20 protein-coding genes and 2 tRNA genes are annotated in these 21,966 nt (G+C 54.4%); 12 read left to right on the top strand and 10 right to left on the bottom strand.

Going from position 1 to position 21,966, the window contains the following annotated elements; translation table 11 throughout:
- Positions 1-102: 102 nt before the first annotated feature.
- Together AACY45_RS26210 and AACY45_RS26205 are read right to left on the bottom strand one after the other, a co-directional pair.
- Positions 103-312, bottom strand: coding sequence for a hypothetical protein (locus tag AACY45_RS26210; RefSeq protein ID WP_339548315.1), 210 nt, complete (start codon positions 310-312; stop codon positions 103-105).
- A 201-nt stretch (positions 313-513) separates the two neighbouring features.
- Positions 514-601, bottom strand: a tRNA-Ser gene (locus AACY45_RS26205).
- A 124-nt stretch (positions 602-725) separates the two neighbouring features.
- Here AACY45_RS26205 and AACY45_RS26200 point away from each other — a divergent pair.
- Positions 726-1,397 (top strand): Bax inhibitor-1/YccA family protein, encoded by a 672-nt coding sequence (locus AACY45_RS26200; protein WP_095169276.1) that lies wholly within the window; start codon positions 726-728, stop codon positions 1,395-1,397.
- 64 nt (positions 1,398-1,461) lie between these two features.
- Here the strand turns inward: AACY45_RS26200 and AACY45_RS26195 are convergent, their stop codons facing one another.
- Together AACY45_RS26195 and AACY45_RS26190 are read right to left on the bottom strand one after the other, a co-directional pair.
- Positions 1,462-1,791, bottom strand: coding sequence for a YceK/YidQ family lipoprotein (locus AACY45_RS26195; protein WP_339548314.1), 330 nt, complete (start codon positions 1,789-1,791; stop codon positions 1,462-1,464).
- A 57-nt stretch (positions 1,792-1,848) separates the two neighbouring features.
- On the bottom strand, positions 1,849-2,286 hold the full coding sequence (locus AACY45_RS26190; RefSeq protein ID WP_339548312.1) for an Lrp/AsnC family transcriptional regulator: 438 nt from the start codon (positions 2,284-2,286) through the stop codon (positions 1,849-1,851).
- 132 nt (positions 2,287-2,418) lie between these two features.
- Between AACY45_RS26190 and AACY45_RS26185 the strand changes: the two genes are divergently transcribed.
- Positions 2,419-3,312 carry a DMT family transporter gene (locus AACY45_RS26185; RefSeq protein WP_339548311.1) on the top strand — a complete coding sequence of 298 codons (894 nt, stop codon included), beginning with the start codon at positions 2,419-2,421 and terminating at the stop codon, positions 3,310-3,312.
- Between the two features lie 7 nt (positions 3,313-3,319).
- Here the strand turns inward: AACY45_RS26185 and AACY45_RS26180 are convergent, their stop codons facing one another.
- Together AACY45_RS26180 and AACY45_RS26175 are read right to left on the bottom strand one after the other, a co-directional pair.
- Positions 3,320-4,399, bottom strand: coding sequence for an FUSC family protein (locus tag AACY45_RS26180; protein ID WP_339548310.1), 1,080 nt, complete (start codon positions 4,397-4,399; stop codon positions 3,320-3,322).
- Between the two features lie 30 nt (positions 4,400-4,429).
- Positions 4,430-6,055 (bottom strand): NADP-dependent glyceraldehyde-3-phosphate dehydrogenase, encoded by a 1,626-nt coding sequence (locus AACY45_RS26175; RefSeq protein WP_339548309.1) that lies wholly within the window; start codon positions 6,053-6,055, stop codon positions 4,430-4,432.
- Between the two features lie 483 nt (positions 6,056-6,538).
- Between AACY45_RS26175 and AACY45_RS26170 the strand changes: the two genes are divergently transcribed.
- The 3 genes from AACY45_RS26170 (at position 6,539) to AACY45_RS26160 (ending at position 9,622) form a co-directional block, all read left to right on the top strand.
- A complete protein-coding gene (locus tag AACY45_RS26170; protein ID WP_339548308.1) occupies positions 6,539-6,925 on the top strand; it encodes a c-type cytochrome in 387 nt (128 codons plus the stop codon).
- A gap of 85 nt (positions 6,926-7,010) precedes the next feature.
- Positions 7,011-8,342, top strand: a complete 1,332-nt coding sequence (locus AACY45_RS26165; RefSeq protein WP_339548324.1) for a D-arabinono-1,4-lactone oxidase — start codon at positions 7,011-7,013, stop codon at positions 8,340-8,342.
- A gap of 71 nt (positions 8,343-8,413) precedes the next feature.
- Positions 8,414-9,622 carry a DSD1 family PLP-dependent enzyme gene (locus tag AACY45_RS26160; RefSeq protein ID WP_339548323.1) on the top strand — a complete coding sequence of 403 codons (1,209 nt, stop codon included), beginning with the start codon at positions 8,414-8,416 and terminating at the stop codon, positions 9,620-9,622.
- A 49-nt stretch (positions 9,623-9,671) separates the two neighbouring features.
- Here the strand turns inward: AACY45_RS26160 and AACY45_RS26155 are convergent, their stop codons facing one another.
- On the bottom strand, positions 9,672-10,955 hold the full coding sequence (locus tag AACY45_RS26155; protein ID WP_339548307.1) for an NAD(P)/FAD-dependent oxidoreductase: 1,284 nt from the start codon (positions 10,953-10,955) through the stop codon (positions 9,672-9,674).
- Between the two features lie 183 nt (positions 10,956-11,138).
- Here AACY45_RS26155 and AACY45_RS26150 point away from each other — a divergent pair.
- From AACY45_RS26150 to AACY45_RS26130, 5 genes are all read left to right on the top strand, one after another.
- Positions 11,139-11,215: transfer RNA gene (locus AACY45_RS26150), tRNA-Val, on the top strand.
- Positions 11,216-11,507: 292 nt separating this feature from the next.
- Positions 11,508-11,867 carry a nucleotide pyrophosphohydrolase gene (locus AACY45_RS26145; protein ID WP_339548306.1) on the top strand — a complete coding sequence of 120 codons (360 nt, stop codon included), beginning with the start codon at positions 11,508-11,510 and terminating at the stop codon, positions 11,865-11,867.
- Positions 11,864-12,856 carry a hypothetical protein gene (locus tag AACY45_RS26140; RefSeq protein ID WP_339548305.1) on the top strand — a complete coding sequence of 331 codons (993 nt, stop codon included), beginning with the start codon at positions 11,864-11,866 and terminating at the stop codon, positions 12,854-12,856. The genes AACY45_RS26145 and AACY45_RS26140 overlap by 4 nt, the downstream gene beginning before the upstream one ends.
- Before the next feature lie 471 nt (positions 12,857-13,327).
- Positions 13,328-14,794, top strand: a complete 1,467-nt coding sequence (locus AACY45_RS26135; RefSeq protein ID WP_339548304.1) for a hypothetical protein — start codon at positions 13,328-13,330, stop codon at positions 14,792-14,794.
- Between the two features lie 181 nt (positions 14,795-14,975).
- Positions 14,976-15,797, top strand: a complete 822-nt coding sequence (locus AACY45_RS26130; protein WP_339548303.1) for a hypothetical protein — start codon at positions 14,976-14,978, stop codon at positions 15,795-15,797.
- A gap of 376 nt (positions 15,798-16,173) precedes the next feature.
- On the opposite strand, the gene AACY45_RS26125 is transcribed toward AACY45_RS26130, so the two are convergent.
- Positions 16,174-16,800 carry a recombinase family protein gene (locus AACY45_RS26125; protein ID WP_339548302.1) on the bottom strand — a complete coding sequence of 209 codons (627 nt, stop codon included), beginning with the start codon at positions 16,798-16,800 and terminating at the stop codon, positions 16,174-16,176.
- 500 nt (positions 16,801-17,300) lie between these two features.
- Between AACY45_RS26125 and AACY45_RS26120 the strand changes: the two genes are divergently transcribed.
- Both AACY45_RS26120 and AACY45_RS26115 read left to right on the top strand, forming a co-directional pair.
- A complete protein-coding gene (locus tag AACY45_RS26120; protein WP_339548301.1) occupies positions 17,301-18,221 on the top strand; it encodes a hypothetical protein in 921 nt (306 codons plus the stop codon).
- Positions 18,222-18,261: 40 nt separating this feature from the next.
- Positions 18,262-19,071 carry a hypothetical protein gene (locus AACY45_RS26115; protein ID WP_339548300.1) on the top strand — a complete coding sequence of 270 codons (810 nt, stop codon included), beginning with the start codon at positions 18,262-18,264 and terminating at the stop codon, positions 19,069-19,071.
- 970 nt (positions 19,072-20,041) lie between these two features.
- Here the strand turns inward: AACY45_RS26115 and AACY45_RS26110 are convergent.
- Together AACY45_RS26110 and AACY45_RS26105 are read right to left on the bottom strand one after the other, a co-directional pair.
- The gene (locus tag AACY45_RS26110; protein ID WP_339548299.1) at positions 20,042-21,526 is read right to left on the bottom strand and encodes a helix-turn-helix domain-containing protein; all 1,485 of its coding nucleotides are present in this window, start codon (positions 21,524-21,526) and stop codon (positions 20,042-20,044) included.
- A gap of 331 nt (positions 21,527-21,857) precedes the next feature.
- A partial coding sequence (locus tag AACY45_RS26105; protein WP_146427598.1) for an IS3 family transposase occupies positions 21,858-21,966 on the bottom strand: 109 nt, incomplete at its 5' end.

Here is a 21,966-nt window from a genome sequence, read left to right as displayed (position 1 = left end):
AGTCCGGAACGTGAAGGCCTGCTGCACCCAGTCGATCATCGGTTAGATGAGGGCTGCGACACTGGTCAGTTGAGCCCTGAAAAGGGTAGTGCTCATACGTTGTCAGTCCGGTGTCATGAGCAGGGCGAGCGTCAGTTTGATGAACTCCTCGTTACGGTCGATCGTGTGCAGGGCGCCGCGGACGTTTTCGGCGACGTCTGCCGAGCCTCGAGCCTCCACCCAGTTCGATAGCTCCATGATGGCGGCCTCGAGGGCGAGCTGGTTCTCGTTGATCTTGAACAGCAGTGAAGGGAGTAGGTCAGAATTTGGCATCGCGAATCCTCCGTGGAGTTTTCAGCGTAGCAGGGAGCTTGGGGGTGATGTTCGTTCGGCAGGACGCCGGAGGAGGGCTGAAACGGCGTTAATTATGGAACGCTTCCATAATTGTTATGGAACGCATCGCAGGCGCGGCTCATAAAGCAAAACCCCAGAAACGACAAAGCCCTGAATAATCAGGGCTTTGTCGTATAAATGTGGCGGAAGCGTAGAGATTCGAACTCTAGGATAGTTGCCCATCGACGGTTTTCAAGACCGTTGCCTTAAACCACTCGGCCACGCTTCCAAACTGCATTGCGGGCGCCATAATACCCGAATGAAACACACTGTCAAACTCTGCGCATAGCTTGTTACAGAGCGTCTGTTATGATCTTTGCGACTGAACGTTTCAAACCTACAGGAGTGTCGCCATGCGCGAACAGGATTACGCAGTTAATAACAGCGTGCAGGCTGAGCAGCTAGAGGTTAGCCGCGTCCTGCGCAACACGTACGGCTTGCTCGCCCTTACCCTGGCCTTCAGCGGTGTGATGGCGTTCGTGGCGCAGCAGATGCGGGTCGGCTATCCGAACATCTTTGTGGTGCTGATCGGCTTCTACGGCCTGTTCTTCCTCACCAACAAACTCCGTGATTCGGCCTGGGGCCTGGTGTCGGCTTTTGCCCTGACCGGTTTCATGGGCTTCCTGCTTGGCCCGATCCTCAACCGTTACCTGGGCATGCAGGGTGGCGCTGAAGTGGTCAGCTCGGCCTTCGCCATGACCGCACTGGTGTTCGGAGGCCTGTCGGCTTATGTGCTGATCACCCGCAAGGACATGAGCTTCCTCGGTGGTTTCATCACGGCGGGTTTCTTTGTCCTGCTGGGCGCGGTGCTGGCGAGCATGTTCTTCCAGATCAGCGGCCTGCAACTGGCGATCAGCGCTGGCTTCGTGCTGTTTTCCTCGGTCTGCATTCTGTTCCAGACCAGCGCCATCATCCATGGCGGCGAGCGTAACTACATCATGGCGACCATCAGCCTGTATGTATCGATCTACAACCTGTTCGTCAGCTTGTTGCAGCTGTTCGGCATCATGAGCCGCGATGACTGATCGACGCTCCAGGTACAAAAAAACCGCTTCGGCGGTTTTTTTTTGCCCGGCATTCGGCCAGGCGTCACTCGGTGACGATGATGCTGCCGTCAGCGTGTTGCCGGTAGATGGTGTACGGCAGCAGGGCGGTGTCCAGAACCCCGGAAATCAGCGCGTCGATCAACACGATGATGGTGCCGTTGTCGTGTTTTTGCGCGTCGATGCCTTCCTTCAGCGGTGCGTACAGGGTGCAGAAGTCGTAAGTCACCCCACTGTAGATGCGGGGTACGGCGCCGCAGTAACTTTTCTGTTCCTTGAGGCTGGCTGCCGCCGCTTCGTCGCTGCGCACCACTGTCTGTACCGTTCCGCAGCCTGACAGCAGCATCGCTGCCAGGAGCACGCCGTGAATGTTCATGCCGCCAATCCTTCGCCGGAAAATCTGCACTCTACGCGCTTGTGCGCCAGACCACACTCAGGCCATCGGGGGCAGACGGCGTTTGACCGGGGTTTTCTTGACGATCGCAGTGTTGGTCTCGGCGTAGCTGTTGAGGCGGTCGAGCAGGGTGTCGAGTTGCTCCATCGAGCGCACGTGCAGGCGCGCGATGAAGCAGTCGTCGCCGGTGACCTTGTCACACTCGGTGAACTCGGGGATGGCCTGGATCTGCCGTTCGACATTCTGCAATTGGCCGGGCAGTGGGCGGATGCGCACGATGGCCTGCAACTGGTAGCCAAAGCACTTGGGATCGATTTCGACGGTGTAGCCGGTGAGCACACCGCGCTCCTCGAGGCGGCGCAGGCGTTCGGCGACGCTGGGGGAAGACAAGCCGCTGATTTGCGCCAGGGCCTTGAGCGAGCGCCGGGAGTCCTGCATCAGGGCGCTGATCAGCAGTTGATCAATGTCGTCAGTCATCTGAAGCCTCTTAGGCAATAACCTGAAATTGCCTTGATAAAAAAGGTGAGCCCGCAGTTTAGCCTGCATTTGGTTATGGAGGCGGTGGGGGCCGCAGCGCCATACTTTGCGCTCACAACGAGGAACCTGATCATGGACAACACCCTTCGCCGCGGCTCGCTGGAAATGACCGCCGCCATGCTGATTTCCGGCACCATCGGCTGGTTCGTGCTGGTCAGCGGCCAGCCGGTACTGGATGTGGTGTTCTGGCGCTGCGTATTCGGCGCCGCGACCCTGCTGCTGATCTGCGGGCTGTTTGGTTTTTTGCGCCCGGGCATTCTGACGCGTACCACCTTCCTCCTGGCCGTGCTCAGCGGGGTGGCGATTGTCGGCAACTGGGTGCTGCTGTTTGCTTCCTACTCCCGGGCGTCAATTGCCATTGGTACGGCGGTGTACAACGTGCAGCCGTTCATGCTGGTGGGGCTGGCGGCGTTGTTCCTCGGCGAGAAGATCACCGTGCAAAAGTTGGCCTGGCTGGGGTTGGCGTTTCTCGGGATGCTGGCGATCGTCAGTGCCCATGGTGAGCAGGGTGCGGGTGGCGGCCAGTACCTGCTGGGGATTGCCCTGGCGTTGGGCGCAGCGCTGCTGTACGCCTTTGCCGCGCTGATCATCAAGCGCCTGACCGGCACACCACCGCACTTGATTGCGCTGATCCAGGTCTGCACCGGGGTGCTGTTGCTGGCACCTTGGGCCAGTTGGTCGGCGCTGCCACAACACTCCACGGCTTGGGCCAGCCTGTTGACCCTGGGTATTGTCCACACCGGGGTGATGTACGTGCTGTTGTACGGCGCGATTCAGAAACTGCCGACGGCATTGACCGGTGCGTTGTCGTTCATCTACCCGATCGCGGCGATTCTGGTGGACTGGCTGGCCTTTGGTCATCGCCTGGAACTGTTGCAATGGATCGGTGTGGCGGCGATTCTGCTGGCGGCTGCCGGCATGCAACAAGGTTGGGGCAGTGCCGCGCGCAAGGCCGTGACGACGTGAACGGTACTCAGATCTTCCAGTGGGGGGCCGACTTGACCAGGCGCTGGCGCATCTCGTTGAGGTTGCTGGTCAGTTGCCGGGTCAACAACCGGTAACCATCCAGTGCGCTGTACACCGGCGTGTCCATCGCGTTGTGCAGCAACGGCTCGCTGCTGGTGCGCTCAAGGCGCTGGGTGGTGCCGGATTGCAGGGCGCGGGCCATGCCGATCAGCAGTCGGCGAATCTCGCGATGTTCGGCTTTGAGCGCCAGTTGCATCTGCGCCATGGCGTGTTCGTCGCGGGTATCGGGGCGGGTGTTGGCGAGGATTTCCAGGGTGCTGATGCACAGCCGCAAGTTGCGTTGCACGGCGTCCAGTTCGGTCATGGAGATGCGCACTTCCTTGGACACCGAGGGCATCAGCGAGCGCAACTGCACCATCACGCCGTTGAGGCGCCCGAGGCGTTTGAGGTAGTGGTCGTCGGTCACCGACTGACCGCTGATGATCCGGCTGTAGATGCTTGCGCAGTCACGCAGTGCCCCGGCCAGTTTGTAGCGCCAGGAGTACACCGCATACAGCGGCAGGGCGAAGGAAAACGCCAGGGCCAGGACGATACCGATGAGGATATCCACGGTACGCCACAGCCCGTCGGTGACCGGGTTGTCGCCATGGCCGGCGACGATGAACACGGTGATCGCCGACAGCAGCGCGGTGTAACCGCCCTTGCCGATGGCGTGGTAGGAGAAGAAGCCGCACACCACCGACATGCCGAAGTAGGTCAGCCATGGCAGGCCGAGCCAGGCCTGCTGCAGCACCAGCAGCAACCCCACGGCGGCCCCGATCAACGTGCCATAGGCGCGCTCGGCGGCTTTTTTGCCGATGTTGCCGTGGTGTTGCAGGCCGCCGATGACTACCAGCATGGTGACGGACGCCCATTCTCCATGGGGCAGGTTGATCCCCGTGGTCAACAGGATCGTCGCCAGCAGGCCCAGTGAGACCCGGATGGCGTGGATCACCCGGGCGTTGCGGTAGCGCCGGTACGGGTCCAGCAAGGGCCGTAGCAGGCGCCGCAACACGGGGGGCAGGCGCAGTGAGCGAAAGGCGATCATCGGGTTGCCGGGATGTCCTTGAGCCGTGTGCTAGAAAATATAGTCGGTGGTCAGGAAGCTCGACTCCCGGCTGCGAATGATGTCGCTGATCAGCGCTTTGTTGCTTTCCTGGAACTTGGTCGCCACCAGGGTGCGAATCGAGAACGTGCGCAAGGCGTCGTGCACCGACAGCGTGCCTTCTGCCGAATTCTTCCGGCCGTTGAACGGGAAGGTATCCGGGCCGCGCTGGCACTGGGCGTTGATGTTGATGCGCCCGACCTGGTTGGCAAAGGTATCGACCAGGCGTCCGACTTCGGCGGCGTTGGTGCCGAACAGGCTCAGCTGTTGGCCGAAGTCTGACTCCAGGACGTAGTCGATCACCGTATCCAGGTCACGATAGGGCACGATAGGCACCACCGGGCCGAACTGTTCTTCCTGATAGACGCGCATGTCAGTGGTCACCGGGTACAGCACCGCCGGGTAGAAGAATGACCCGCGGGCCTGGCCGCCGTTGGCGTTGATCACCTTGGCGCCCTTGCGTACGGCGTCGTCCACCAGGCCGTGCAGGTAGTCGACTTTGCCCGACTCCGGCAGTGGGGTCAGCGCCACGCCGTTTTCCCACGGCATGCCGGGTTTGAGGGTGGCGAGCTTGTGGTTGAATTTCTCGATGAAACGATCGACCACCTGTTCATGCACAAACAGGATTTTCAACGCGGTGCAACGCTGGCCGTTGAACGACAGCGAACCGGTGACGGCTTCGTTGACCGCGTTGTCCAGGTCGACTTCGGGCAACACGATGCCAGGGTTCTTGGCATCCAGGCCCAGGGCGGCACGCAAGCGGTGTGGCTTGGGGTGCAGCTTCTTCAGGTCGCTGGCGGCCTTGTTGGTGCCGATAAAGGCAAAGATGTCGATCTTGCCGCTGGCCATCAGCGCGCTGACGGTCTCGCGGCCACTGCCGTAGATCACGTTGATCACCCCGGCCGGGAAGCTGTCGCGGAAGGCTTCGAGCAGCGGGCGAATCAGCAGCACCCCCAGCTTGGCGGGCTTGAACACCACGGTATTGCCCATGATCAGCGCCGGGATCAGGGTGGTGAAGGTCTCGTTGAGCGGGTAGTTGTAGGGGCCCATGCACAGGGCGACGCCCAGGGGGACGCGGCGGATCTGGCCGAGGGTGTCCTGTTCCAGTTCAAAGCGGCTGGAGCGACGGTCCAGTTCCTTGAGGGCGTTGACGGTGTCGACGATGTAGTCGCAGGTGCGGTCGAACTCTTTTTCCGAGTCCTTGAGGTTCTTGCCGATTTCCCACATCAGCAGCTTGACCACGGCCGCGCGCTGTTCGCGCATGCGCCCAAGGAAAGCCTCCACATGCTGGATCCGCTCGGCCACGCGCATTGTCGGCCAACTGCCTTGGCCGCGGTCGTAGGCGCGGACGGCGGCGTCGAGGGCGGTGAGGGCGGTTTCGGCATCGAGCAGCGGGGTGCTGCCGAGAATGACTTGTTCGTCGACTCCGTCGACGTCCAGGTACACCGGGCTGCGAACCACCGCCAGAGGGCCGTTCCAGGTATGCAGGGCGCCCTCGACCAGGTACTCGCGTTGTTCGATCGGCTCGTCCGGGCGATACGGCTCGGGGATGTCGGCGAGAGCAGGAAACAGTGTGCTGAGAATGTTTTGTGTGCTCATGAAACTACCCCGTACTGGATGTGGGCAACGCCGGCTGAGGCCTTGGGTCGGCAGGCGGCGTGCAGGCAAAAAATCGCTCTATGGGTTATACGCCTTGAAGGCTACTCGTGATCAATCCGCTTCTTGCGCGATCCGTAGCAGCTGTCGCCCAACCAGGCCCTGATGTGGGGCTGGATGGGCGCGTGCTGCGCACTCGAACGCAGGCTGCGCCAGCTGCTACAAGGTCGGCCATCTACGCGCTAAAGGGCATTCTAGAGCGGTTTCTTCATCAATGGCTGGCCCAAGCGTAGTCGATTTGGCGCGCGGCGGGTGTAACAAACCGTCACGCTCTGGCAGAGGGCGGTTCGACGCGCATGGCCTCGAAAGCCCCCTTGTTGACCCCCAATGCCCTCAACCGCAGGCAGCGGCTGCCTTAGTGTTCAATGGTTGGTCTTAACTACAAAAAATGCGCCATGCCGCGGCGCGGTACAAGTGAGGAAACTTATGTGGGCACTGATTCGAGCCGGGTGGCGGTTTTCCTGCCGTGGGGCGGCGCTGGCGCTGGTACTCGGCGTGTTGGGCGGCTGCGGCGAGGAGCCCAAGGGCGCGCCTGATCGCGTGGCCGCCGCCGCGAGCATGCCCGCCGATGCCGGGTTGGCGCGCACCTACGACAGCAGTTGCAAGCTGTGCCACGCCAACCCCGCCTCGGGCGCGCCGTTGACCGGTGACTCAGTGGCCTGGCAACCGCGCCTGCAACAAGGGGTGGACAGCCTGCTGGACCACACCATCAACGGCCACAATGGCATGCCCCCCATGGGCCTATGCATGCAATGCAGCGAAGCCGATTTCCTGGCGCTGATCAGCTTCATGTCCGGCCAACACCTCCAATAAAAACCACACGGTGGGATTGATGACGATGGACCTCACACGACGCCAGCTTCTGCAGCGGGCCAGCCTGGTCGGTGCCCTGACGGCCTTGAGCAGTAATCCGGTGCTGGCACAGCTGGTGCGCGCGCCACGGCTGATTCCCTGGCGCAACTGGTCGGGTGCCCAGAGTTGCCTGCCCGAGGCCCGTCTGGCGCCGAAGGATCTGGACGAACTGGTACAGGTGATTGGCCGTGCCCCGGGCAAGATTCGTCCGGTGGGATCGGCACATTCCTTCAGCGCTCTGGTGCCCACCGATGGCACGTTGCTGTCGTTGAGTCACTTTACCGGCCTGCTCAGTCATGATCCGCAGACCCTGCAGGCCGAATTTGGCGCCGGCACACCCATGTCGCGCATGGGCCTGGCCTTGAAGGAAGTCGGCCAGGGCCTGAGCAACATGGCCGATATCGACTACCAGACCCTGGCCGGTGCCATTTGCACCTCGACCCATGGCACCGGCAAACAGTTTCCCTCCTATTCTGCCTACGTCGCCGGTTTGCAACTGGTCACGGCCGCAGGGGAGGTGCTCGAATGCGACAGCACCCGTCACTCGGAGGTATTCGACGCGGCCCGGGTGTCGCTGGGGGCTCTGGGGGTGGTCAGCAAGATCCGCATGCAGAATCGCCCGGCCTACCGCCTGCGCGAGCACCAGTGGATCGCCAAGACCGAAGAGCTGCTGGAGGACGTGGAAAAACTCACCCGGGAGAACCAGCACTGGGAAATGCTGGTGGTGACCCATTCGGACTACGCCTTGTCGATTGCCCTCAATGAAACCACCGACCCGGCGACACCGCCGATCAGTGCCGACGAGGAGGGGGGCAATGAATTCGTCAACCTCATCGAGAAGTTCGACAAGTACGTCAGTGATTTCCCTGATGCCCGTCGTACCTTGCTCAACAGCTTGCGGCACATTGCCAATTTTGATGATCGGGTGGGCGACTCCTTCGACATCTATGCCAATGTGCGTACGGTGCGTTTCAACGAAATGGAGTACTCGGTGCCGGCCGAGCATGGCCCGGCCTGCCTGCGCGAGATCATCAAGCTGATCACTGACAGGGATCTTCGCACCTGGTTTCCCATCGAGTACCGCTACGTCAAGGCCGATGACATCCCCCTGAGCATGTTCGAGGGGCGCGACAGTTGTTCGATCTCGGTGCATCAGCACTACCAGATGGACCATCACAACTTCTTCGCGGCCATCGAGCCGATTTTCTGGAAGTACGCCGGCCGTCCACATTGGGGCAAGCTGCACAGCTTGAACGCCCGTAACCTGCAAGCGCTGTACCCGCGCTGGCAGTCGTTTCGCCAGGTTCGCGAAGCGCTGGACCCGGGCGGCAAGTTCTTAAACGCCCATTTGTCATCGATCCTGGGGGTCAGCGGATGAGCATCGACCGTCGCAATTTCCTCGGTGGGGCCGTGGGCCTTGGTGTGTTGCTGTTGGGAGTGGGGGCGTGGTTGCGCCCCGGCGACCGGGGCAGCGTCTATTCCGAATACTTCAGTGCCTTGAACCAGCAACTGAAGAACCACGGCCCGATGCGCCCGGTGCTGCTGATTGATCTGGATCGACTGGACCACAACATCGATGTGGTGATGCAGTCGGTCAAGCGCGGTGGCAAGCACTTACGCCTGGTGGAGAAATCTCTGCCGTCACCGGGGCTGTTGGCCTACATCTGCAAGCGCGCTGGAACTCAGCGACTGATGTCGTTTCATCAGCCGTTTCTCAATCATGATGCATTGGTTTTCCCCGAGTCCGACATCCTCTTGGGCAAGCCGCTGCCGGTGCGTTCGGCCGAGCTGTTCTATCAAACCCACAAGGGTTCGTTCGATCCGGCGCGGCAGTTGCAATGGCTGCTCGATACGCCGGAGCATCTGCAGCAGTACCTGGCATTGGCCCGGGGCCTGGGCACTCAGTTGCGGGTCAATATCGAGTTGGATGTCGGCCTGCACCGCGGCGGCGTGGCGGACATGGCTACCCTGGGGCAGATGCTCGGATTGATCCGCACCAACGCGCAGCATCTGCAGTTTGCCGGGTTCATGGGCTACGATCCCTTTGTCGGCATGGGGGTGCCGGGCATCCTGGGTAGCGCCGATGAGCTGTTTGCCAAGGTCATGACTCGGTACAACGGCTACGTCGATTTCACCCGCCAGCAATTTGCCGACCTCTGGCACTCGGACCTCACGCTCAATACGGCTGGCAGCCCCAGCTATCGCCTGCATGAGCAGGAATCGCTGAGCAGCGAGGTGTCAGTGGGCACGGCCATGCTCAAGCCGACCCATTACGATTTGCCCTCACTCGCCGAGCACGTGCCGGCAACCTGGATCGCTACCCCGGTGTTGAAGCGTACAGGGGCGGTGCAGATTCCGGCGCTGGACGGCAAGTCCAGGTTGTTGTCGTGGTGGGACATCAATCAGCGCGAGACCTACTTCATCTATGGCGGTAACTGGATGGCCGAGTTCGAATCGCCGGCCGGGTTGCAGAGCAACGGGCTCTATGGCCGCAGTTCCAACCAGGAAATGGTCAATGGCTCGCAGGCGGTGGGCCTGGCGGTGGATGACCAGGTGTTTCTGCGGCCGACCCAGACCGAGTCGGTGTTGCTGCAGTTTGGCGATTTGCTGGCGGTGCGCGGCGGCCAGATCGTCGAGACTTGGCCGGTCTACACCTGACGTCCTGCGTGTGCGGGCGCAGCGATAAAGCCGCGCCCGCAGGGAGGGATCAGAAGTCGAACTTGTCCCGCAGGCCGTAGTACCAGGCACCCAGCGCGGCAAACGGGGTGCGCAGCAACTGGCCGCCGGGGAAGGGGTAGTGGGGCAGGTCGGCGAAGGCGTCAAACCGCTCGGCCTGGCCGCGCAAGGCTTCGGCCAGCACTTTGCCGGCCAGGTGGGTGTAAGTGACACCGTGACCGCTGCAGCCTTGGGAGTAGTAGAGGTTGTCGCCCAGGCGCCCGACCTGTGGCAGGCGCGACAGGGTCAGCAGGAAATTACCCGTCCAGGCGTAGTCAATTTTCACGTCCTTGAGTTGGGGGAAGGCCTTGAGCATTTTCGGCCGGATGATCGCCTCGATGTTCGCCGGATCCCGCGCGCCATACACCACACCGCCGCCGAAAATCAGGCGCTTGTCCCCGGAGAGGCGGTAATAGTCGAGCAGGTAGTTGCAGTCTTCGACGCAGTAGTCCTGGGGCAACAGGCTGTTGGCCAGGGCCTCGTCCAGGGGTTCGGTGGTAATCACTTGGGTGCCGCAGGGCATCGACTTGGCGGCGAGTTCCGGGACCAGGTTGCCCAGGTAGGCATTGCCCGCGACGATGATGAACTTGGCTCGCACCTTGCCCGTCGGCGTATGTACCACCGGATTGGCGCCGCGTTCGATACGCACCGCCGGCGACTGCTCATAAATCGTACCGCCCAGGGACTCGACGGCAGCGGCTTCGCCCAGCGCCAGGTTGAGCGGGTGGATATGACCGCCGCTCATGTCGAGCATGCCGCCCACGTACTGCTCGCAGCCCACGACTTCACGGATGCGGGTTTTGTCGAGCAGTTCGAGCTGGCTGTGGCCGTAGCGCTCCCACAAACGTTTCTGCGCCTCCAGGTGCCCCATCTGCTTGCCGGTGATGGCGGCAAACACACCGCCGTCCTTGAGGTCGCACTGGATCTGGTACCGGGCGACACGATCTCGAATGATCCGCCCGCCTTCAAAGGCCATCTGCCCCAGTAACTGCGCCTGCTTGGGGCCGACACTGCGCTCGATCACATCGATGTCGCGGCTGTAGCTGTTGACGATCTGCCCGCCATTGCGACCCGAGGCACCAAAACCGACCTTGGCAGCCTCCAGCACCGTCACCCGAAACCCGCTCTCCAGCAGGAAAAGCGCGCTGGACAACCCGGTGTAGCCTGCGCCAATCACGCAGACATCGGTTTCCACCTCATCCTGCAGCGCAGGGCGCGCCGGGGCGGGGTTGGCCGACGCGGCGTAATAGGATTGCGGATAAGGAGTGTTCGCCATCCCGAAGCCTCTGTTTAATATATTTTACGAATGCAGCGATCCTACCTGAGTTAAAAATCCACTGCCAGCGGGGGGAAATCCCGCTTTGCCACAGCAAAATTAAATATTTTGCATATTCATAGGCTTAGGTGAAAAAAAGGTGTTGACACCCCTGCGCAATTCCGTAGAATGCCGCCTCACAGCAGGCACGTAGCTCAGTTGGTTAGAGCACCACCTTGACATGGTGGGGGTCGTTGGTTCGAGTCCAATCGCGCCTACCAAACAAAATCCGCTCTGCTGGGCGGTCTAGAAGGGCTCACCGAAAGGTGAGCCCTTTTTTGTTGTCCTGGATTTCATGCAGAACGTTCACAAAATATAGGCTTCGTTCACACCGAGCAATGTGAACGCCTACAAGACCTGTTCTGAGCTGTGATTCTTCTATATTTCGCAGGAGGGGAAGGGGGGTTGTGTTGTCGAGAGGTCTTGGTGATCGTGTGATGTGATGGTCGCTAGACAGGCTTTGTCAGAGTCGTTAGCGTCCACGCAATCTTGATCATAGTGCATGGAATCGGAATGGACGTACTGAAACAACTGCAGTCCGATCTGGCTGCGTTTGCTATCGAGAGGGACTGGGATCAGTTCCATACCCCAAAGAATCTAGTGATGGCATTGTCCGGTGAGGTGGGGGAGCTTACAGAGCTCTTTCAGTGGCTCACTGCTGAACAGAGTGAGCGTGCTGTCCTTAGCGATGAGGCAGTAAAGGCCGTTGAAGAAGAGATGGCCGATGTTCTGCTTTATCCGCTCAGACTGGGAGATAGGCTACAGATCGACGTTGCAGCGGCGGCCCAAGCCAAAATCAAGCGAAATGCAGAGAAGTATCCCGTTGATAAGTCCAAGGGCAATGCTGTGAAGTACTCAAGGAGAGAGAAATGACTGCCGCAGTTGTGTACCAGCCTTGCTCTGATCCAGTTGCGAGGCAGAACCTTCAGAACACCATACTCAACCCCATCTTTCTTGACGATATCGTGCACCTTCTTGATCCTGCGCTTGGTGCGATACTGCGAGCAGAGAATCCCTCGGGCAAGCTGTATATCTGGGGGCTATCGCCCAGCAATACCGAAGCTGCTTGGCTGAGAATGGCTCCAAACGACGTGGTCATCTTCAACGTCAAAGGAATGGTTACAGTTGCGTCGAGGTTTACTCATCGCACCCGTAATCGAGCCCTTGCTCTTCATCTGTGGGGTTTTAAAGACGTCAGTGAGGGAATCACTTGGGAGAACGTTTACTTCGTTTCGGATGTACGCCATGTGTCTATTCCATATCCTGACATCCTGCTCTGCACCGAAAGCCAGCCTCGTATGTCTTTCAATCGCTTCTCCGAAGCAGACAGTGCAGCGATTATTGATCGCTACGAGAAGCTACTGTACGAGCTTGCTGATGAGCCTATAAGTCTCGAAGAGGCTCGCGTTGAAATTAGCCTCCAGATGGAGACGGATGGTTCTGCTACGAGACCGACTAGAAACGAGCACCGCTTCATCGTGAAACACCTCTTTAAAGGCTTGGCCACTGGTACATGCTGCATCTGCTTAAACGACTATCCCCGCAACATGCTGGTTGCTGCGCACATCAAAAAACGGGCTTCCTGCGACAGAAAGGAAAAGCTGGATATCGAAAATATTGCAGCCCCTATGTGCCGTATGGGATGTGACCCACTTTTTGAGTTCGGATACATATCGGTAAAGAACGGGGCGGTTGTTAGGCATCCATCCCTCGAAGCGCCTGCGGCTATATCGAGTTACATTGATGGTGTGTTGGGTAATGTCGTACCTGCTTGGAGCCAGAAAACGAAGAAGTACTTTCAATGGCACAGAGATACGCATGGCTTCGAGCCCGCTGAAGCTTTGGAGCTACTTGAAACCTAGCTACATAGCCGTAACTTACTCATGGTTTCTGTGGGGTTTCCCATCGCCCGCGGCGCGAAAAGTGACGAACCTTGATATTGGCTAGATTTTAGACTGGAAAATATAAGCTAGGACGATTGACGTTTGGAAGGTGTGTTTCAAGCGAGGGTTACTAAGCCATCCGCGAGCTTCTAGATGGGAATCGTTCTTAATTTTAAAAATAAATCTAGCTCCCTGTGAGCCCTCAGGAGGCGCTACGCCAAACGATGTGTTAACTCTGTGTGAGTTGCCTTGTTCCAAGACGTTTGATTGTGGCGACGCCCTTGGATAGCTCCTTAGCCCCTCTGATCGGGCACCAGTAAAGCGACTGATCAGGGGTGGCCAGTAACGTCACGAATGCTTCCGTGCTTCAGTTCGCAGGCTGCTCAGATCAAGCAGTTTGTATACCTAAGCGGATATGGGTGCGAGGCACTGGCAAGACAAGACGATAGGATGATTGAAAGCGCATCGGTATCATGGCATTTTGCCAAAGAACGCCAACGCACAAGGATTGTCATGCCAACGTCTTTATCTAAATACCTCGGAATTTCTAACGCTAGCTTAGAAGCCCTAGGGGTTTTCGACCCCATTCTCGATCACGATACGCGCCTGTTTATCGACCCGCTCTTACTAAAGCATTGTAAAACGCCAGAGTTTTCCTCCAGCTATACAGACTTGCAAAGCAGATTTTTAGCAATCGGGAAGCTATTGCAGCACAGTCAGCGAAAAGACGACCCTTTTTGGAAGTCTGCTGCGACTAAAATGAGTTGGCACGAAGTGCGTGGGCTTTGTATTGGCTATTCTAATGGGGGGACTTCGGGGAGCGGTATTGGAAAAGGGCTTAGGGATAAGATTTTAACAACTGCTAAGCTAATCATTGATGCTGGAAAAAGTGATCCTGAATTGTTTGAGCTAGTTGGCTTGTTTGAAGATAATTTTGGAGCTGATCGGATAAGTGATATGACAGCCAATATTATTCAGGACGATATTTTAACTTACTCCTCGAATGTCTATCAGAAAATTTTGCCGCAGGGTTGGAACGGTGTCATAGACCGTAAAACTAATATTCCACAAAACCCATTTACAAAAGAACCGATTCTGCTAGTCCCAAAAGAGCTGTTGAGGGATTTGCCCTCGGCCTTTGAGTGGAGTGGATCGAATGAAATTGGAGTTAACAGCGCCGAAATAAGAGAAACGCTCAATGCATTGGTTGGCTCTAGCTGGCGAGCATTAGCTAATATGAAGAAAGAGGAACTTAAAAAACTAGTTTTAAAATATCCTGACCTTCTTGATGATCTGGTTGATCAGTATGCATCTAAGGATGTTAAGCCATATGATTTCAACGAGGACAAAAAAGGTGAGTACGCATGGTATCAAAGAACTGTAGAGGCAGTTTCTGAGAATCCGATAGATTTGACTCTAAGTGCTCACCCCAGCTTGGACGAGGTGTATGAGCTTGTTGTTACTATCTGCAATAAATTTAAGCAGCTTGTTGAAAACAATGGCTTGAATACACTCTTTTATGATGGAAAGTCTAAGATTAAAAACGAAACGGCGATCCAGTTGGCATTTTATGGGATTGCTGAAGCGTACTGTGAAGCGAATAAGATAATGATTGCTAGGGAATCAAATTCGGGTCGAGGCCCGGTTGATTTTAAGTTTGGTTCCAATGGCGAAAATAGTGTGCTTGTGGAAATAAAAAAATCGGATAATTCGCACCTTAAAAACGGCATTGTGCGTCAGCTTCCTGAGTATATGAAGTCAGAGAAATCGCGTAAGGCTATCTATCTGATACTAGATTTGGGGATGACTCAAACGCAGGTTGACAATATGAATGCCGTGCATCTAGCAATTTCCGGTTCAAATATATCGGTAATTTATATTGATGGCCAACTTAAGCTAAGTGCTAGTAAGCTTTAGTCGGATTGCCGTAGTTCCTGTGTGGTATGTAATTTTTGGCTTGGGTATTGCTACTAGTGTTCTAGATTGAGTTGGCTGTCAATTGGTTGTTTAAATATATTAAAGGCTAGTAAGGAATGGGCTGGCTGGTTGCAGGCTAAAAATTATAATTTGTCTATGGTGTAGGTAGTGGTGATTTAAAGTGGACTCTATAAGTATAGCTAAAACACCGCTCGACGGTGTAACAGAAATTACCGCCGCCGGCTGGGATGGCCGTATCCTAGTGATGTCTCGTGAAATATTTATTAAGTTTAGTCGTGAGAAATTTTTGGATTTGGCAGGAGTGTATGTTATATATGCGGATCACTATGATAAAAAGAGATACGGTAGAGCTATATATGTTGGTCAGGGTGATAGTGTTGCAGCAAGGTTAGAGTCTCACTCTAAAGAAAAGCCTTTCTGGAATAAAGTATTAATTTTTACATCTTCGTGGATGAATGTTGCCTATGCATTTAATGTTGAGTTGGATTTTATTAACTCCGCAAAAATGGCAAACAGATATGAAGTGGATAATAGTGCCTCTGGGCAGTCCAAAAAACTCGGTGAGCAAGATTTGCAGCGTTGCAGTGAATATATAAAGTCTGCCAAGTTAGTAATTAAAATGGCCAACATTGATATATTTTCCTATAATGAAGATGGGGTATATTCCTGTTCTGATCGAATGGTGCAGGCGAGTGTCAAAATCGTCACGGTCTCTCCGAAGCGGGTTCTAGTTTTGGCTGGAAGTAAGTTTGATACTTATTGCTTGGATGCCCAGACTATAGATGCATACGCGATTTCAGATGCGTTGGAAAAAGATAATAGATGGATGGTGTTCGCAAAAGATGTAGAGCTTGATATTGTCGGTGATGTTCTTCCAAAGCTCTGCGGTTTTCATCTTTCGAAATTTAGAAGCGGGTGTGGTGTTGGTTTGGATCGTGCCTTTAGATCGCTAAGTAATGAAGATGTGCATGATGATTCTTAGTTCTCGAAGGTAATGCAGATGGTTGCATTGTTGTGTGAGATATGAATGCAACATTGCCTCATTATAAGGTATAGAAAGTATTATTGAAGTGGACAGCATTTATTTCTCTTGTTTGTCCACATTCCTCGCTGCGTTTTTGTTCCCATTGTCCTGTATAAGCATCAATTTACTATATTAAAAATACCCCCCGCGCCAAAATTTCCGGTGCACTTCGATAATCGTTTGGTTTTCTAGCTTGGAAAATAATACTGGTGGTTTTTCCCGAGGTGCTAAGCCAAGTGCGAGGGAGCCAAGTTAAAGCAGCAGCTTTTCTAAAATAAGATGGGGCACGGGGCCCCGAATAGCTTAATCAGATGTATCCGTGTAGTACCCAGCATCACGCTGCCTTCGTTTCTTTCTTGATCCTGTACACCGTGGCGACACCGCAGTCAGCCAGTTTGGCAATCTGATCAGCGGACATGGTTGGATGTTTCTGCATCAGTGCCTGTACCTCCGACCATTTGGCAGCGTTCCTTCCTTTACCTGATGGCTTCCACTCAGGATCAGCAGCTTTCTTGTTCTCCAACCCTTGCTTGATGCGCTCCACACGCTTCTCTTGATCCAATCGAGCCATGGTTGCCATCAAATCAATCAACATGTTGTTGATCACATCCATGATTTGCCCGGTAATTCCTTTGGCTTCAACCAGCATGTGACTGGTAGGTAGATCAGCTACCACCAACCGAAGTCCCTTGGCTTTGATGGTGGCTTTGAGAGTGTCCCAGTCAGCTTGTGAGAGACGACTGAGGCGGTCTACAGACTCAACCAATAGCACGTCTCCACTCTCGGCAGTATCGAGCAAGGCGAGCAGCTCAGGGCGATTGAGCTTGGTGCCACTGATGTTTTCTGCATACACACCAACGACGTTCAAACCCCTCTCGACGGCGAACAACTCCAAGACCACCTTTGCACGATTGGCATCTTGATCTTTGGTCGATGCTCGGAGGTATAAGTGGGCGTTCATGGTTGGCTATCCTTTGGGGTCTCAATTTAATAGATCAATGATAGTTTATCATTAAGCTATTTTAAAGACTTTATTGATAGATTATTTTGGCCACTGCGTAGCGCCCACGTCACTACCGGATAGGTCTACTGCTTTGATAGCGCAATGCTGGGTGGTCAAGGGCAGAGCCGACGCTTTCATCTGCCAAACCTAATAGTTGGCTTTGAGACATTTTGCTGATAGCTAGCTCGATTTGCTCGGTGACCATTATTGGTTGCAGCGGTGCTTCGTCGTTGGAGCTGAATGCTCTCCACTGTCCGGATGAGATTCGGTTATGTGGGCCCAAGGGTAATGGAGCTGTCCCTGCCTTAGGACTTCGCGTCCATTGTGGAAATGATGTCCCTGTCGGCGAGCACTGTTTCTAGCAGACCCATAGCGTTAGTGGATGGCGTCTTGCTACTATCCGATGAAGCTGGAATGTAGTTTTCGACGGTTAATAGTCTGATGAAGCAAAGGAATGTATGTCTCAGATCTCGATCCCTCAAGTTGCCTTTCTGTCCCTAAAGCCTCAGCCACCAACTGTGGCACCAGCAGCCCTCGTTGGCGCGCCCCGGCTGCTTCCAGAGTTCTACCTCGATGATGAGCATCACGGACTGATCTACTGCCCTGAATGCGGTGTCATGTGTAGTAGGCGGCCACGCAAGACCCCAAAGCGAAAAGATGGAGTTCCTGCGTTTTACTTCCATATGCCCGGATTTGACACGGTTGAATGTCCCCACCGGAGAAAGGCTGGTGCAGGAGGAGGTGAGGGAGATAGCGGCAAAGAGAGGCGAGCCATTAACCTCGTTACATTTGCGGGTTGGAAGAGCCTGGCGGAGAACGAGGAAGATGAGGATGATCATGACGATCAGGATCAGAGCCCGCGTAAGAGGAAGGAGGTGCAGGGCGGTTCCTCGGTGAATGGTAGAGGATTCGAGAATTTCTACGATGCCGATGGGAATCTACTCAATCCAGGGCACTTTCGTACCGTAGGTAGGCTAGTGCGTCTGGCTCAAATAAGTCTTGATATCGCTATTCAGTTCGAGGAAGAGGACGCGGTTCTACTGCGCGACTTGATAGTTTCTATTGAAAAAGCTCAGCGTGATATACGCAAATATCTTGGAAAAAGCTTCTTGTTTTTTGGTCAGCCTACCTCTATCGCCAAGGGGAGGTTTAATCGGGTCTTCTTTAACTTTAAGTCACCCCAGCACCAGCTCAGCGGTCACTGTGAATTGGATATCTTCGAGAGTCGCGGTTGGAAAACTTTTGAGCGCGATCGCTATTATTTGTTTTATGGTCGTGTAAGTGGTGACGAAGAACATTCCATAGTGAGAATATTGGAGTCGGGTCAGATTGACAGAGTGCCTCTCTCAGCAAGAGAGCTATTCAATAATCTTAGATAATATTTTTCTATTGCTGTGATTACCAATAGGGGTGTTTTGCATGCCAGTTCCTGTGACGGCTTACCGTGTTTTGATTGGGTCTCCTTCGGATGTTAGTGCCGAGAGGAAAGTGATTGAGACTGCTATCCATACTTGGAACTCTATGAATAGCATTAGGACTGAAACAATATTGCTTCCTGTGATGTGGGAACTTGATAGTGCACCACTTCAGGGGGATCGCCCTCAAGGGATACTTAACGACTTGATTGTTAAAGATTGCGATATTATTGTTTCGCTTTTTTGGTCTAGGTTGGGAAGTGATACAGGTGTAGAGAAGTCGGGTACGGTGGAGGAGATAAAATATTTTATCAAAGAGAAGCGCCCCACACTAATATATTTCTCTAAACGTCCTTTGCCTCAGGAGCACGATACTGATCAGTGGTCTCGTTTGTGTGAATTCAAAAAAGAGATTAGAGGTGGCGGGGTCCAAGAAGACTTTGATGGTGAGTCTGATCTTTCTATGAAGTTGATTAGGCACCTGACTATTGTTATGGGTAATATCAATACGGCTCCGACTGTTGCGACGAAGGAGGTGAATAGACTTATACGTGAAGAGGATGTTGTTCTTCGTAGGGCTAAAAAGCAACAAGTGCCAGTGATCGCTGATAAGGGTTCGTCCTATGCTTTAAGGAAGTGTACAGAGAAATCATTCTACGTGGATGGGCTGCATGACAAAAGTTACAAGTGGCCGGCTAGCCTATATGGCCAGTTTGTCACGGTGGCGTCCATTGGTCGAGTATGGCAATTCAGCAATAAGCGAAAAGAGGAAGTGGCTAAGCTCCTCGATATTGATGCTCATATAGCAGAGTAAAAGAATGCTCGATGTTTATTGTGAAAAGAGACACATGCCTGGCTGCTACTGCCGTTTAATATCGTGCTTTCTCGCGAGTGTCCAAATAAGGTAAGTTTTGGAGGCTGGTATTGGAGAAAGAGAGAGCTGCCTGCTTAGTCCGAGTCTTGAATATATTGACATCAATAGGGCTGCGAGGGAATTGAGATGAAGCATCTGGTCATTAAGGTTGTGAGCTTTTTTGCTTGGGTAGGTATTTTGTCTTCAGTGTCATTGGAGGTGCCATCATAGGCTCCGGAACAGGCTACGAAGTCATCGGTGCGATACTGGGTTTTCTGGTTGGCTGCTTCGGGTCGGGCATTTGGTTCCTACTGGTGTCAATGCACGACAAGCTCACGAAAATTGCTATGGCTGTCAATCAAATTAGTCCCAGTGAAGCGCAGTCGCCATCTCTTGCACCTGAAGAAAAATCATCGGGATGGCTGGACGTGATTTCAGGCAATAAGCCATAGGCATGTAGTCATGCACACCCAAAGCATCAGCTTTGAGCGTTATACCACTTCAGCTCCGCTGGTTGGACGCACCGAAAGCGGAAGCTTTCATTTTGACTCAGCTATTATGGCGTAACCGCCGACATTCCTTCGGATGTACTCCAGTAATAAAAATGAGACTTACACAAATCCAGCTCGTCGCTGGTGATCTTGATCTTGCTCATGTCTGTTGGTGCAGAAATGAATACGGAAGTATTCGGTAGTATCCCGTCAGCGAACGCTGACAGTTAAACACGTCACCTTCGGTGGGAGCAGATCAAGAGCAAGAGCTTGGAGGTGTATTGATACTCTACTAATTTACTGGTGTGCTGATCCAGAATCGGGACGATGCTACTGCATAATCAAAACTGCACACCTTTCCTAATAAGCCTCTTAGGGTCAATGTGCAATTTGTATCCTGCAAACTAAATCTAGGATTGTGATGTGCAACCGGTTTGAATTTAAGCTGCTTGACCTACTCTCCAATCCTCTCTCCAGCTTAAAAGAGTATTTCGATGAACGCCGGTGAGGCGAGCTATCTCAGCATTTTTCTTGCCTTGTGCAAACAATTCGCAGACTTGAATTCTACGCGCGTCCACTGTCGTTCTACGGTCTTCACCCACTGGACATATCTCAGACAACCTCCAATCGATCACTGCATCTGGCATGTAGGTGGAGACAAGATAGTCGGCTACTCGCCCATCCTGCACAAACAGCTGTATCGGCTTGATATTGCTTCTGTCTCGTACTGCTGTTCGAGTTGCTGCCTGCAAGCTAGGTTCCAAAAATCTGGTAACGATGAATCCTTGGCGAAATACACGACCATACTTCGTTGCCAGAAATTCCAGTGCGAGCTGATCGGATGGCGATGGGTTTCCACCAAATAGAAGAATTGCATCAGTTTCTCCCTGATACTCGTTCAAGCCTCGACTGTCGATTGAGCAGCGATGCACAGCTCCCCTTCGCAACCATCTGAAACCCGCCCAATTGTTGCTGAATAGCAGAGGAGTTCCAGTAGTTCGCTGGAGAACTGCCTTCAATATGTCGTCAATCACCAGAAGCTGTCCCTGCTTCGGCTGGTCCGTAGAACTGCCGTCATGATTAGTCATTGTTACAGCGGATTTGCTGTAGTTGCGCCCCTTCGGCATAACAGGGTGGATCGTGACAGGGGAGGTGTAGCCTTCAAACGCTGGCGTGAACTCCGACTTTTCGTATGTGACACCATGCACCTGAGCAAAATCATCGAACTGACTACCAATTATAGTGGCCGCAAGAACGTGCACCTCTTCCGCCGCAGCGAAAGTGTCCCAGCAGTTGGACTCGACTACTGATCGTACATATCTGTTGCCATTGGGTATCTCAGAATCAATAAAGACCGGATGCCCATCCTTCAGGCATTCGTAGATACGAGCCCCTTCTTTGCTCAGCATCGAAGTGCGTTCAGCTCCTGCCGATACAGCCTTGAAGGTCGCCAATGATGTTTCAATCGCACCAGCACAACCTTCCCGGATGTGTAGGCGCCCATCCTGCTCCACTGCATTCACGAACAGTTGTGCAAGCTCCGACGGCTCGAATGGGAACGCTGGAAAATCAACCACAGGTGGTAGTTCGTCGATGACTAGCATCCAGCCCCAGAGCAAATTAGGTCGTACCGCGAAGACGCTCTGATGTGTCGTGATAATCAGATGACTTGTCCTCTGCGTCAAAGCAGCCATCAGTTCCGAGCCAACGTGGTCACAGGTAGTCGAGTTTATTACACGGTAGAGCACGCCTGCTGGCAAACGGCTAACAAAGCTATCGGTGAGGTCGAGGGTGGGGAGTGCGAGAACGATGGAGCGTCCCGCAGACAGCAGAGACGGAATCTGGGCAATGAATGCTTGAGTCTTGCCCGCTCCTGGAGCGGATACAGCAGTGTGGATCACTTTATTGGGGGCGATACTACTCATCTTCATTTCTCCTATTCAGTTCATTTCATAGGCGTTTGCCTCGTTACTTTTGGTTGCCGCAGGCTTAGGCCTGCGGTGGTATTTGAGAGGGTGTGAATCAGTCCCGAATGTGGCGGGAGCAGGTACGTAGGCGCTCAATTACACGTGGGGCAATCTGGTTCTCGTAATTCTCGGCCAGCTCAATGCAGTAAGCCGAATGAGCTGCTTTGTACGCCTCGAATGCAGTGATGATGTCGCCAAACTTTCCTAGATAGACTTGCTTGCCGTACTTGGAAATGCGAGCGACAAAGCCCTTTCGTCTCGGCCCAACGGTTGAATCGCCCCGGATTCTCTAGACACCTTGCAAGCTCATTGCGTAACGCTTTTCAAACTCTACCGGTGACAGCTGATTGTTGAAACCATGGCGGCGTTTTACGTTGTAGAACATCTCGATGTAATCA

This window comes from Pseudomonas sp. RA_35y_Pfl2_P32 (genome assembly GCF_963970735.1).
Lineage (GTDB): Bacteria > Pseudomonadota > Gammaproteobacteria > Pseudomonadales > Pseudomonadaceae > Aquipseudomonas.
Note: the sequence above shows the minus strand (reverse complement) of the source record. Positions and strands in the feature narration are given on the sequence as shown.